This is a genomic window from Phormidium sp. CCY1219 (assembly GCF_035615515.1).
In the GTDB taxonomy this organism is placed as follows: Bacteria; Cyanobacteriota; Cyanobacteriia; order Cyanobacteriales; family Laspinemataceae; genus CCY1219.
In genome coordinates, this window is sequence record NZ_JAJENT010000761.1 from 18141 (window position 1) to 33308 (window position 15168).

4 protein-coding genes are annotated in these 15168 nt (G+C 52.8%); 2 read left to right on the forward strand and 2 right to left on the reverse strand.

Annotation, left to right across the window (positions count from 1 at the left end; all coding sequences use genetic code 11):
- Positions 1-233 precede the first annotated feature (233 nt).
- Positions 234-4253, reverse strand: a complete 4020-nt coding sequence (locus LKK83_RS23120; protein ID WP_324633745.1) for a PAS domain S-box protein — start codon at positions 4251-4253, stop codon at positions 234-236.
- Between the two features lie 168 nt (positions 4254-4421).
- The gene (locus LKK83_RS23125; protein WP_324633746.1) at positions 4422-8582 is read right to left on the reverse strand and encodes a PAS domain S-box protein; all 4161 of its coding nucleotides are present in this window, start codon (positions 8580-8582) and stop codon (positions 4422-4424) included.
- Positions 8583-9721: 1139 nt separating this feature from the next.
- Here LKK83_RS23125 and LKK83_RS23130 point away from each other — a divergent pair.
- Positions 9722-11719: an adenylate/guanylate cyclase domain-containing protein gene (locus tag LKK83_RS23130; RefSeq protein WP_324633747.1), complete on the forward strand. Its 1998-nt coding sequence runs from the start codon at positions 9722-9724 to the stop codon at positions 11717-11719.
- 535 nt (positions 11720-12254) lie between these two features.
- The gene (urtA, locus tag LKK83_RS23135; protein ID WP_324633748.1) at positions 12255-15125 is read left to right on the forward strand and encodes an urea ABC transporter substrate-binding protein; all 2871 of its coding nucleotides are present in this window, start codon (positions 12255-12257) and stop codon (positions 15123-15125) included.
- Positions 15126-15168: the final 43 nt, after the last annotated feature.

Genomic DNA, 15168 nt, shown 5'->3' on the forward strand with positions numbered 1-15168 from the left:
TATGCCCCCGATTTGCCCGCGATTGGGTGGCGTTTCAGCACCCCAGATATGCCATGAGTTTTGATTTCTATTTTAGGATGCCCTAAAACCTGCCCACAATCGGAAACTTAACAAAAGTTTAAAAAACGGGTCTATCGGATCGACTCTAACTGTAGGGTGGGTAGTAACTTTAGGTGAGCAGTACAGACCCTAAAACGACAACTGCCCACCCTACGACTCGCTACGACTCGCGCTTAGATTTTTCGCAGGGGAATTTCGAGGATAAATTCGGTTCCTTGACCGAGTTGGCTTTCGCAGCGTAAGTTTCCGTGATGCTTTTCTTGGATAATCGAATGAGAAATGGCCAATCCCAATCCGGTTCCTTTGCCGATGGGTTTGGTGGTAAAGAACGGATCGAACAAGTGGTTTTTGACACTTTCCGTCATGCCCGGACCGTTATCGGCAATTCGGATAACGGCGAAGGGCAAAGAATCGGTGCCGGATTCGGCGGGGCGATCGCGCAATTCGGTGGTAATGGTAATCGCACAAGGAGCGGCTTTAATTTCTGCTAAGGAACGGTTTTTGTTGTAGTCCTCAATCGCATCGATCGCGTTGCTAAAAATATTCATAAATACTTGATTGACCTGACCGGGATAGCATTCCACTTCCGGCAAATCTCCGTAGCACTTCACAATAGCAATTCCGGGTCGTCCGCCGTTTTCTTTCAGGCGATTTTGCAAGAGTCGCAAGGTGCTGTCAATCCCGGTGTGAATGTCTACTAATTTCATTTGCGCTTCATCGTGACGGGAGAAGTTTCGCAAGCTCAAGACAATTTCGCGGATACGATTCGCTCCGATTTCGATAGAATCGAGCAGGTTGGGCAAGTCTTCCATGAGAAACTCTAGCTCTATTTCTTCGGCTTCTGATTCGATTTCCGTCACTGGATTGGGGTAATGTTTCTGATAGAGTTCGAGAATGCCAATCAAGTCATTAATATAATCGCGGGCCGGGTTTATATTGCCGTAGATAAAGCTGGTGGGATTGTTGATTTCGTGAGCGACACCGGCCACCAGTTGACCGATGCTGGACATTTTTTCGGTTTGAATGAGTTGGGCTTGGGTTTGTTTGAGTTCTTCCAGGGCGGTTTCCAAGGCGGTGGCTTTTTCCCGCGCCAAAATCGCACTTTGCTGACTTTGGGAGTAGAGTTCGGCTTGGGCGATCGCGATCGCCAGTTGTCCCGCCACTCCCTGTAACAGTTGTACCTCGCTGTCGAACCAGGGGCGCGGTTGTTCTCCTAACTGCAAGCCAACGATCGCCCCTATCTTACCGCCGTGAGTTTGAATGGGCAAGATAACAATCGCCCGGATGCCCCACTTTTGCTGAAATTGCCGCATCTCGGGATTTGCTGCAGCGAGCACGTCATCCACCCGCACTATCTCCATTTGTAGCAGGCGATCGCCCGCTGCGCCGAGGTCCTCCTGGGAATAGCACCCCAAAAAGCTGGGAATTTTTGGGGCGATCGCTTCTTTCACCACTTGCCAACAAGGGGAAGACGCGGCACTCAGGGGTGAGGCGGTTGGGGTAGATTTGCCGATTCCTTCCGGGCGGTACCAGGCAAACAAACAGGCATTAATCTGCAATAAATTGCGAATTTGCTGCACTGCGGTTTCCAGAATGGTATCGAGTTCTAATGAATTGCGAATTTGTTCTGTGAGTTCGCCCTGTAGGGTTTGGCGACGGGCAAGAGCGCGCAACTGACGCTCTTGCTGGCGCAGGGCTTGTTCCGCCCGCGTGCGATCGGTGAGGTCTCGCACGATCGCCATCACCTCATCCGACCCATTCACCAAAATTCGCGACTCGAAATAACGGATTTCATCGGCGATTTCCAGGGGATATTCAAACACCTGCATCTTGCCGGTAGACAAGGCAATTTCTATATAGTGTAATACTTCAGGTGCCAGTTGCGGGAACATGTCTCGGATGTTTTTCCCCAGCAAGAACTCCAGATCGAAGGGCAGATCGGAATTTTTGCTGCCCTGAAATTCCAGATAAACGCCATCGCGATTCATGCGAAGGATGGTATCGGGAATTAAATCGAGCAAGGCGCGATGTTTGGCTTCGCTCTGGCGCAGGGCGGCTTGCGATCGCTTGCGATCGCTGATATCTTTGACGATACCGATGCTGCCGATCGCCTCTCCCGCCGCATCCCGCAACAGGGATAACGATAGCAGGGCGTGAAAAATTTCTCCGGAGCGACGAACGTGCTGCACTTCCAGTTCGCAACTGCTGGTTTCAAACAATGCCGTCATCGCCTGGGCTTGCTGGCTTTTTGCCTCCGAATCCGCCTCCAGCAGGGCAACCGGCTGCCCGATCGCCTCGGATTCCTCATAGCCGTATAGCCGCTGCGCTCCCTTGTTCCAGCTCGTTATCCGACCTTGGCGATCGACCGATACCACCGCATCTTGCACTTGTGCGAGAATTTGTGCTTGTCGCTGCAGGGCTGCTTGTGCTTTCTGCCGCTCGGTGATATCCTCTACACAAGATAATATCAGCGGCTCTCCGTCCCGGGATAGCAGCACGCCGGACAAGCGCACCTGTATCCCATGTCCGTCTTTGTGCCGGAATTGTTTTTCGTAAGCGGTAGAATGGCCGGTTTCTTGCAGGCGCTGGATCTGTTGCCGTTCGGATTCGGCGAAACTGGATGGGGTTATTTGCCAATAGGTAAGTTCCAGGGTTTCTTCCACCGTGCGACCGAGAATCCGGGCAAACGCCGGATTGACATCGAGCAGGGTGCCATTTAGGCGATACAAGACTAAGCCGATGGGAGAGGCTTCAAACAGCAGGCGGTTATACTGTTGGCTTTGCTGCAATTCGGCTTGCACTCGCGCGCGATCGCGAATTTCTTGCAGCAGGCGATCGTTGGTTTCCTCCAGTTCTGCGGTGCGCTGCGCCACTCGCTGCTCCAGGGTTTCGCGGTATTCTTGCAATTCCCGCTCGGCTTGCTTGCGATCGGTGATATCCCGGGTAATCCCCTGAATTCGCCCATCGGGCAGACTCTTGGCGCTCAGTTCCACGAGCAAGAAGGTGTCATCGCGACGGCGCAGGCGGACTTCTTCTCGGATCGTGCGCCCAGCCCGCACTTGCCGCATATACCAAGGAAGCCAACGGCTCTCCTCTGGGGAGATTAAATCGACAATATTCATTTGCAACAGTTCGCGGCGCGCATACCCGGTCATCTGACAGGCTTTTGAGTTAACCGCGATATAATTTCCGGCCTCGTCGGCAATAAATATCCCATCGGCGGCTTGTTCGAGTAACATGCGATACTGGTTTTCGCTTTCGCGCAGGGCTGCCTCGGCTTGCAGGCGATCGCTGATGTCGGCGATCGCCGCCACAAATCCGGTCACGTTACCTGCCGCATCGCGCTTGTAATTCCAATCTACCCGCAGGTCGATAGTTTTCCCTTGCTTGGTAATATTTTTGCTGATATAGGGCGTCGGCGGGGGCTGTTGGGTCGCTAATTCGGTTAAGAATGCCTGCATCTGTTGGCGATCGCGCTCGGATTCCACTTCCCAAATGCCTTTGCCCACTAATTCTCCCGGCAGATAACCGAGAATCTGGTGATGTGCCGCATTGCTAAACGTAATATAACCATCTAGGTCGATTTCCTCAATTCCATAGGGCAGGGTGTCGATAAGCTGGTGATGTTCTCGTTCCCGAGTTTGCAGATCCGCTTGCCTCTGCTGGCGATCGCTAATCTCGCGATTGCCCACCATCGCGATCGCCCTACCGCCAGAATCAATGCCATTTATCGCCCCATCCCGCAAGGTTTCGCCGGATGTTCGGTCTGGTTGCGCTGGTTTGAGTTGGCCCATTTCAATGCCAGTGGCGATCGCGCCGGTACAAACCCCTTCGTCATTGTTTATCGGTTCTACACTCCAAAAAATCCATATCGGTTCGGTATCCTCAGAACCCATCCAAGCGTTCTCATAACGATGTTGAGAAAAATTGCCCCACTCGCGCGCCGCTTCCGGAGGCAAAAACACCTCCCAAACATATCGATTTTTCACCGCCGCGCCGGAAACCCCCGTGACTCGTTCGCAAGCGCGATTGCAATGGAGAATGCGACCCTTTGGGTCGCTCATCACTACTAAGGTGCCGACACTGTTGAGAACAGTTGCCACAAAGCTGCTTTCGTCGTGCAAGACTGCCTCCTGCTCTAACTTTTGAGGTTTTCCCACTGGATGGACGAGGGGAATGACAGAGCGACTCAACTCCTGCCCGGGGGCATACGCATACGCATTCCCGAAGCATCTGCGACACAGCCAAAGCGATCGTCCTGTGGGTCTATTGTAGACGAGAAATCCGATAAATTTCCCCCCTCTATTTGTTTCACGTGAAATAAAATGTTTTCCCGTCACCCCTCCTTTCTGGATCCTTGCTTAGGTTTCTCCATTGCGTTTGCGTTTCTGACGCAAGGGAAGCACGATCGCAAATTCAGTGCCTTTTCCGGGCTGACTTTGATAATCCAACCTCCCGCCATGTTTGTCCACCACAATTTGATAGCTAATTGCCAATCCCAACCCGGTGCCTTTTCCCACCGCTTTGGTGGTAAAAAATGGGTCAAACAAGCGGGAGCGATATTCTGCGGGAATCCCCGGACCGTTATCAGAAATGCGGATTTCTACATGTCCCTTTCCTTTCATCGCCGTGCGAATGCGGATAGTCGGAACAAAAGACGCTGAGTCTGGCTGGGAGTTGAGGAATTCGGGATTTTTACTAGCAGATTCTAAGGCATCAATCCCATTGGTAATGATATTCATAAACACTTGATTGATTTGACCGCCATTGCATTCTACTTCGGGCAATTCACCGTATTCTTTAATCGTGCGAATGCCGAGTTTATTTCCTTTGGCTTTCAGCCTTCCGTTTAAAATCAGCAAAGTGCTTTCGATACCCTCATGGAGATTGAGGGGTTTCATGTCGGATTCGTCGAGACGAGAAAAGGTTCGCAGGGATAAGACAATTTCGCGGATGCGATCGGCTCCCATTTGCATCGATCGCAGAATTTGCGGCAGGTCTTCTTCCAGAAAATCGAGTTCGATGGCTTCGATTTCCGACTGAATGGCGTCCACCGGTTCGGGATAATGCTCTTGATACAGATGAATCAGCGCCAACAAATCTTCGATATATTGATGGAGCGGCTCGATATTGCCGTAGATAAAATTCACCGGATTGTTAATTTCATGGGCGACGCCGGCCACCAATTGACCGAGACTGGCCATTTTTTCGCTTTGAATCAGTTGTGATTGGGTTTTTTGCAGTTTCTTTAAGGTGTGTTGCAGGGCTTGTGCTTTTTGTCGTTCTCGGGCTTCAGATTGGCGCTGCGCTTCTTCCGCTTGCTTGCGATCGCTGATATCCAGGGTGACGACCCCCACGCCGCGCATTTGGCCCTCTACGGTGGCCAGGGGAAAATAAGAGGCCAACCAATACTCGAATTCCCCCGGGCGATCGGGATGTTCCGAAGCGTCTTCCACATGCAAAATTGGCTCACCGGTATGCAGCACTTGCTCGAAGACGGGTTGGAGGGTCGGGGCGAATTCGGGCAGAACTTCGGCGAGGGTTTTGCCCAGATGCGCCGAGGGCGATTTGCGATTCACCCGGGCGAGGGTTTCGTTAATCTTGACAAAACGCAGTTCCTCGTCTAGAATGGCCAATCCGGCGGGAACAGCATTAAAAAAGGCATTCCAGAGAGCATCGCGCCAGAGCAATTCGCGTTCCAGGGCTTTGCGATCGCTGATATCGCGGCCTTCGGCAATCAGCAATACCACATTGCCGCAGGAATCGAACACCGGTTTGAGAGAAAAGTCCACGGTCATCGTTGTGCCACCTGCGCCGCACAACAGGGCTTCATCGCGCACCAATTCGCCTTGACTGGCGCGGGCGATGCTGCGCTGCAGGCAGGCTTGCGAGTCTGGCACGTCTCGCCATCCTCGGGATTCCCACAAGGGATGCCCGGTGAGATCGCAATGCTGCTGTCCGGAAAAATCCAAGGCGGTTTGATTGACTTCGAGAACGCTACCGTCGGGTTCGAGCAAGCCGATAAACTGAAAGGTAGAATTAAAAATGGCGCGGAAGCGGCGTTCGCTTTCTTTGAGCTGTCGGAGTGCCTGTTTGCGATCGCTGATATCGCGCACCAAGATCAGCACTTCGCGATCGCGGTTCCCATCCTCCACCGCCTGAATCTTCACCAACCGCGCCTCGTAGTCGCGCAGTTGGCCATTTTCATCGGGAAGCTGATATTCAAATAACTGGGTTTCGCCAGTCGCCAGGGCTGAGCGCAAGCCCGCCAGGGTAGGTTCGGCCACCATCGGCGGCATTACATCGGCGACGTTTTTGCCGATAAATGCTTCCGGGGGTAGCAGCAGTCCGTGTTCTGCGGCGTCTTTATAGTCTACAAAGGTGCCATCGGCGCGAATCCGGAACATCAAATCGGGAATGGCGCTGAGCAAAGAGCGATTGGTGGCTTCGCTGTCGCGCAGGGCAATTTCGGCTTGTTTGCGATCGCTGATATCTTCGATGGCGGCGATCGCGCAGGGTTCCTCTTCCGAGTCTTGCACCAAGGACACGGTGAGATTAATCCAAACCACTGCCCCGGATTTGTGGATATACCGTTTTTCCAAACAATAGGTTCCCACCTCTTGCGTCCACAATTTATGCAACCATCGGCAACTCACCTCCAAGTCATCTGGATGGGTAATATCGGCAAAGGTGCGAGCGAGCAATTCTTCTTTAGTATAGCCGACGATGTGGCACAAGTGCTGATTCACCCGCAGCCAACTTCCATCTTTTTTCACCTGCGCCATGCCCACTGCAGCTTGCTCGAAAATAGCGCGGAAGCGCTCTTCACTGTGTTGTAACGACTCGATTAAGCGGGTTTTTTCCGCTTCGGCTTGTTTGAGGGGGGTAATTTCCGTACTGGTGCCCACGATTCGATAAATGCGTCCGTGGCGATCGCGCAGGGGATTGAGAGTGGTCAGCCACCAACTCTCCACCCCCTGAAAGGGCAAACATTCTTCGTAGGTGAGGGAAGTGCCGGACGTCACACATCGGGCATAATTGTGCGATACAGTGGCGGCGATGTCTGGGGGAAAGAATGCTTCCGGTGTCTTGCCTCGCACCTGTTGTCGGCTCACGCTGGTGATATTTTCGTTGGCCCGGTTGAATCCGGCATACTGAAATTGGCCATTCTCCAGAACGTCCACCACGAAAATCGCGCTTTCTGTGCCATCATAGATACTGCGTAAAAATTCTTCCCGCTCTTGCAGGGAAGCGATTAATTCGCTGCGGGTGGCTTCCGCTTGCTTGCGTTCGGTGACATCTCGCGCCACCGCCATAATAACCGATTGGGATTCCACCGAAACGGCATTCCAGGTGAGCCATTTTTCCGATCCGTCGGCGGCGAGATAGCGATTTTCAAAGTTAACCACCGATTCACCTTGGGCGAGTTGTTCCAGGGCGATCGCCGTTGCTTCGGCGTCCTCGGGATGCACCCATTCCAGGATCGGTTTGGCCATCAGTTCCGCGATGGAATAGCCGAGGGTGGTTTCCCAGGCGGGATTGAGTCGCTGAAAATAGCCCGGTCGGTCGGCGATACAGAGCAGATCCACCGAGAGATTGAAAAACAGATCCAGTTCTGCTTGCGCTTGTTGGCGCTGGCGAATTTCGTAAAGGAGTTCCTCGTTAGTTTGTTGCAGTTGGGCGGTTCGTTCGGCCACTTGGTCTTCGAGTTCTTCGCGGTATTGTTGCAAAACCGCGATCGCGCTCTTGCGGGGGGTGATATTTTCCAGGGTAGCCACCCCATAGGTTATACTTCCATCGGGAAGACGGATGAAGTTCACCTGTAGGTTGCACCAGAGGGTTTGGTTGTTTTTGGTCAGGTAGCGTTTTTCCAGGGTGGCATTGGGTTGCGCGGTTCTGGCAAATTCTCGAGCGAGGTTGAGACCCGGTTGCCGATCTTCTGGGTGGCTGATTTCGGCAAAATCCTTCCCCGCGAGTTCGGTGGGGGAAAAGCCGAGCATGTCACACAAAGCGCGGTTGGCGCTGAGGATGCGATCGCCCTGGGGTTCAAACAGGGCCATGCCGATCGCCGCATTCTCGAACAACAGGTGAAATCCGTCGGCAGCAGTTTGTCCGGCGGGATTGTTTTGTGCTAAGCTAAAAGACTGAGGTTTTGACAAAGTGTTGTCAGGGAGGGAATCGGCGGGGTTCACCTCGGCGATCGCGATCGCCCCCCTGCAAGTGCCGTTATCCCGCCACCAGGGATGCATCTGCCATCTCACGGTTTGCGGTTGCCCGGTGCTTGGGTGGAGGCGCTGTTCTTCCCAGTGCTGTGCCTTGCCGGCCAAACAGGCTTGCCAGCGGTCTGTATCTGTGGTAAGCAAACAGGAATTGTCCTCGCCGATGTGGGTGTCCCACTGGTGACTGGTGGCCAGATAATCCCCCCGGCGATCGCAAATGGCTAGAGCAGTGGGGGTGTAATCCAAACACAACTGCAATAATTCTTTTGCTTCAGCCTCACCTAACTCATGTTTGATTAGCATTGTTTACCGGATCGTCCTCCCTCGACAACAGTTATTTTCGGTTATAGCGCCTTGGCGGCGCGTCAGCTTCGACCCAGATGTTCTCAAGTTTAAGCCATTATCGGCCCGGGGTGGCGGTGGGCCGACGCCGCCGGAAGACCCTTTCCGGGGAAAATAAACCGCAGCGGGGCAAGCAGGGGCGATTCGGTGGTTGTAATATTTTTTAATAAATTAAATGAGACCTCAATTGTTTGGGGTGCGGGAAAATGTCAATGAAACTCCCTCGGGCAATAGAGTCAGGGGTGGAATCACCGAGCGGCTTTCGTGGTAATATTTTCTTAGGGTGAATTCTCCGCTTGATTGACGAAGCCGATGGGCATCTACATTGGGAAACAGCCGCAAGCCAACTTCTTGTCGGAGTGGGTACAGCCTTCGGCATAGCCCTGCCCGTAGACGCCCGAAGAGCGCGCTGACGTCTCGGGCACCACTGTTACCCCATTCAATGGCTAACAGTCGATCCCTTGGATGCAAGTGGCTAGAAGTTTAATCCGATGGCCTCATATTCCCCGGAGAGTTTCCTCTAACCTTTAAACCGATTTTTACCAAGAATCAGGTGCATTGAATCGGCAAAAAAAGGCGCTCGTTGGCGGAATTGTTCGGGCCAGAATGAACCGGAAAGCTGGTGTAAGGGTTTAATTTTTCCGGGGAAAAATAGGGGGGACGAGTCACAATTGGGGTTCAAAAAAAGGGGAATTAATGGACCGACAGGAAAGGGGCACAGCGAGTTCTCGGCAGGTGATAGGGTGGCATAGAGGTGTTGGGGGGATGCCATTGCCGAAAATCCCGGGGGAAATAGACAGAGTTGGGGTGTACGGGGGGAAGATTTCGGGAAGCCTAAAAAAGGCGATCGCGCCAGGGACAATCCCACCACAAACTGCGGGAAGAACCGGGAAAAATTTTGCGACAGTGGACGGAGTAGGAGACTCGATGAAGCGGTGGGCATATGTTATGAAAAAGAAAGTGCAAACACCGGGGGGAGCGCAATAGGAGTCAGAAGCGATCGCGCTGCTAGACGGTGCATTTTTCTGTAGTGCCGACTCCCAACATTCCCTGAGCGTCGGTGCAATGCAAGAGTTTATGCCTAGCGTCAAGGGCCAAGTATGCCAAACCAACCACGTTTACCCTGGATTCGCTATCTTCCCGCCGCGATCGTTTTCGGTGTCGGTGTGGGACTCTCGTTCGTGGCATTCTTGCTCATCTGGGAGTGGGAAGACAGACGCCGAGACTATGAATTCAGTCGGGGGGCGGACATCATTGCCAGCAAAATTCAGCGGCAACTCAACAAAGATTTAGAGCTAATCCGCAACACCGGAGATTTCTTAGAAGCCACTTATCCGGTCGATCGCGGCGCTTTTGAGCGTTTTGTGCGTCGTCCCCTAGGCGATCGCGCGACAGTCCAATGGTTGGCATGGGTGGAACGAGTGCCGCCAGAGCAGGTGTATGAATTTGAATATTGGATGCGTACGCCTCAGGTGCCCGATTTTCAAATCCGCCAAAACAACGGCGAAGCAGTATTGCCCTTCGATTCCGAGCGATCGGAGTATTTTCCCATCGCCCAAGTTGCCCCGGGGGTACAAAATCAACACCTGCTGGGAGTGGATTTAGGCTCCGTTGCCCGTTACGCCGCCGGCTTGGAACTGGCGCGGGAAACGGGGGAGATGGTGGTGACCGAATTGCTCGATTGGAGCCTCGATGGCGAGTCAAACGAACGAATTTTAGTTATCCTGCCCGCCTACAACCTGGACGCCAACCCCGAGAACCTCACACTGAAGTTAAATGCAAGCGAAACCCCCGCTGAGTATGGCGTAGCTGCCCGCAATCCAGAAAATTTGCAAGGGTTTGTGGTGGGGAAGCTGAACATTTCCGCCCTCTTTGACACGGCGAACTCTAGAAGCAGTAAATTTAATATGTACCTGTGCGACGAAACCCCCACAGCTACGGAAGCAAGTCTCGGGGCGCAACCCAACAATCGCTTGCTCGCCATTTATGAATTTCAAGAACTGGTGATTTCCGGAAGCGATGGAGAGGCATTTGGCGTAACAGTTCCTTCCACCTGCCCGGTGAAGCAATTGCACAGTGCCAGCAAAGAAGGTCAGTTGGTGTTGTTAGGAGATTCCCACCCCCACGCCCGCCGGGAAAAAATGGAGATGGGAGGGCGGGAATGGGCGCTTTACATCCTGCCCACCGACGACTATCGCAGCTCTCGCAAGCACTGGCGCTCTTGGGCGGTGCTGATTATGGGATTGCTGTGGACTCACATTCCAGTGACCTATTTGCTGACTTCGGTTTCGCGCACGATGCAAATCGAAGCTCTGGCTACAGAACGGGCGGAGAAAGCGGAAAAACTGCGCCAAGCGTTGCAGCAGTTAAAAACCGAACAAGCAAAGTCAGAGCGCCTGCTGCTTAATGTTTTGCCCAAAGCGATCGCCGAGCGCTTGAAACAGGATACCCAAACCATTGCCGATAGCTTTCCGGAAGTGACGGTGCTGTTTGCGGATATTGTGGGCTTTACCAAGCTCGCCGCCAGAATTTCGCCTTCGGAATTGGTGCAGCGACTTAATGAGATTTTTAGCGCGTTTGATGGCCTCGCGGCGAAACACGGACTGGAGAAAATTAAAACTATTGGCGATGCTTATATGGTGGTGGGGGGATTGCCGGTGCATCGCAGCGACCACACTGAGGCGATCGCGGAAATGGCCCTGGACATGCAGGAGGAAATTGGCCGATTCAATCGCAAACATGGGGAAGCGTTCTCGATGCGGATCGGCATTCATACCGGTCCGACGATCGCTGGGGTGATCGGCACCCATAAGTTTATTTACGATTTGTGGGGCGATACGGTGAACCTGGCCTCTCGCATGGAGTCCCACGGACTCCCAGGCCGGATCCAGGTGTCGGGCAGCACTTACAAGCTGTTGCGGGAGAAATATTGCTTCCAACAACGCGGGCCAATTCCGATTAAGGGCAAAGGCGAAATGCTCGTCTATCTGCTCTCCGGTCGCTCCCGCGATGGCGTGTGCCACCCGATTTTAGCCTTGCCCTCTCACGAAATGGGCCAATTTCAGTCCAGGGAATCGGTGGAGGAAGGAATGGGTTAAGCCACACCGACGGCGATCGCCCGGGCTTTATGTGAGATAGCGCCCCCTTCGATCGGACACTACCGGGTTGTGTGGCTCCTTTGGCTGCAACCTTTTTAATTTTACCTTAATATTGTATAAATCGTTACGGTTTGGTGGGCATAAATCGGCCAAACTTGAATAAAGAACCGGGGCAATCCCCATCCAGACTAGGGGTGCAAGACAAGGACAAAGTGCAGTAAAATCATACCAGAAAGGCCAACCCCGAGGGCGGCTTGAAGTGGGGTGCATTGTCAAAATTCGGCGAAATTTTATCGTGTGAAGTGTTGCCAAAAAAAAAGCCAATGACGTCACAAATCTTAACCACCAATGCACAGAGGAAGAAAAATGTTAATCCGAACGATGTAAAAATAAAGCAGTTGGGTAGGAAACATCATGCCCAATCCGACCGGTTGGCGAACCGAGAGCATCGAGGAGGAAAATTTACGGGTTAGAACCCGAGACAACTGTGGGGAGGAATTGTCAAGTTTTGAAAAAGGGGTTGGGAGAGTCACCAATGATCGCAACAAGTCACGCAGGGAATCGGGATAAGTCCAGGGTAAAGGTGGGGATACTTCACTCCCTCACCGGGACGATGGCCATCGGGGAAGTGTCGCTCAAAGATGCGGAACTGATGGCGATCGCCGAAATCAACGCCCAAGGTGGGGTACTGGGAAAAACCATCGAGGCGATCGTCGAAGATGGAGCCTCCTTAGCACCGCAATTCGCCCGCAAAGCCAAAAAACTGCTGCAAACAGAACGAGTCGTCGCTATCTTCGGCGGGTGGACCTCCGCGACTCGCAAAGCAGTATTGCCCATCCTCGAAGAGTACAACGCGCAACTGTGGTATCCCGTGGAATACGAAGGACTCGAATCCTCGCCCCATATATTCTATACGGGCATTTGTCCGAACCAGCAACTCGAACCCGCCGTGAATTGGGCCGTCCGCAACAAAGGCAAACGGTTTTATCTGATAGGCTCCAATTACGTTTTTCCCCGCACCCTCCATAAAATGATTAAAGCCCACCTCAAACAGCTAGGCGCTACGGTGGTGGGAGAAGAATACGCCCCCCTCGGCGGGAATGACTTTGGCGAGATTATCCATCGCATCCAAAAAACTCAACCCGATGTGGTGTTTAATACCCTCAATGGGGACAGCAACATTGCTTTTTACCAACAGTACCGCAATGCGGGAATTGGGAGCGAGGAAATTCCCATTATCGCCGTCAGCGTGGCGGAAGACGAACTGCGGCGCATCGGCCCTGCAGCAACCGGCCACTATTCCACCTGGAGCTATTTTCAAAGTGTGGATACCCCAACCAACCACAAATTCGTCCGCAATTTTAAAGCGCGCTACGGCGAAAATCGCGTCACCAGCGATCCGATTGAAGCGGCTTACACTCAGGTATATTTATGGAAGCAAGCGGTGGAAAAAGCCGGCACTTTTGCGGTGGACGCCGTGCGCGAAGCGGCATACGACCAAACCTTTGAAGCTCCCGGCGGGGTAGTGAGAATCGAGCGGAACAATCATCTGTGGAAACCTTGCCGCATTGGTGAGATTTTGCCTAACGGGCAATTTAAAATCGTTTGGGAAAGTGATGGGGCGATTAAACCGTTACCCTGGTTGGGTTTGGAAGAGGTAAGCGGGAGCGTTTCTACTGTGGCGATCGACATGCTCGCCGAAGTGTCCCAGGCGATTCAATATAGCTGCCAAATGGAAGCGAAATCCCAGCAACTCGAAGCCGCAATGGCACAACTGAAAGAAACGAACCAACGCCTGCAACACACGCAAGAGGAATTGCTGGAATCTCAACGGCAATTTCGCCTGCTGCGATCGCGGGTGGAGTTGCTCAAGCGCCGCTTATCCAGTCAAATTCACACCTCTTTAAATATCGAGACGATTCTCAAAACTGCCGTAGGCGAAATTCGCACCTTGCTCGATATTGACAGATGTCAGTTTTTGTGGTATAAGAAGGACAAAAATCGCTACGAACTGTCTCGAGAATCCTGGCATCCGCAGCGATCGCACGTGGGGGGCGACAATGCCTTCACCCACATGGCGGCGCTGACCCAACCTCTGGGACATCTGGAGTTGTTGAAAATCGATGATGTCAAAGGCGATCCGCAACTCGATCCCCCCACGCGCCAGATGCTCGAAGCGCGATCGGTCAAGTCCCTGTTAGGCGTGGGAATGGAGACTCATTCCGGAGAGCGCGGCGCGATCGTCTGCTTGGACGGAACCTCTGGGCATCCCTGGACCGAAAGCGAGATAGAACTGCTGCAAGATGTGGCCATGCAACTGGCGATCGCGATCGAACAAGCACAACTGTACGATCGCAGTTGTATCGCCGCCGCCGCCGCCACCGCACAAGCAGAAAAACTAAAAAAAGCCCTGGAAGAGTTGCAACAAACTCAGGCACAATTAATTCAAACCGAAAAAATCTCCGGATTGGGAACCCTCGTGGCGGGAGTCGCCCACGAAATTAACAACCCGGTGAATTTTATTTACGGGAATTTATCATACGCCAATAATTATCTGCAAGAATTGCTCGAACTGGTTCGCCTGTATGAAGAACATTATGGCGAACCCGTACCGGCCATTCAACAGTATGTAGAGGAAATTGACTTGGAATTTCTCAAGCAGGATATGCCGCAAATGCTGTCTTCGATGAAAATTGGCGCAGAACGGATTAGCGAATTGGTGCGATCGCTGCGGAACTTTTCTCGCACCGATAAAGGGGAACTCAAGCTGGTCAACATTCACGAAGGAATTACCAGCACCTTATTGATTTTACACCATCGCCTGAAAGGCGATCGAACCGGTATAGCGATCGCGGTAGAAAAGGAATTTGGCGAACTCCCCGCCATCGAATGCTACTCCAGTCAGCTCAATCAAGTTTTTATGAACATTATCAGCAACGCGATCGATGCGTTAGAGTCATCGGTGGATAGTCATTCGTCATTCGTCACGGGTCATTCGTCATCGGTCAAGGGTTCAAACGACATTGGACAAACCACCAAGACCTACGGACAAATGACCAATAACAAAGGACGAACCATTCGCATCCGCACGGAATGGCCCGATCCCGACTGGGTGACGGTTCGGATTTCCGATAATGGTCCGGGCATGTCTGAAGTAGTGCAGCAGCAGCTTTTTGAAGCCTTTTTTACCACCAAACCGGAAGGGAAAGGGACCGGGTTGGGAATGTCGATTAGCTATCAGATTGTGGTGGAACGACATAAAGGCGAGATCGAGTGCGTCTCCGCACCTGGGGAGGGTACCGAGTTTTGCATTAAATTGCCGGTGCGACAGACTCCCAATCTGCCCGCGAGTCCCACGGAGTCGGAGACTGCTCAGGTTCCCACCATGAAAGGCGGATTGACGTGAGAGGTTTGTGAGGGCAAGTGCAAGCGCCGATATTGCCCGGGAG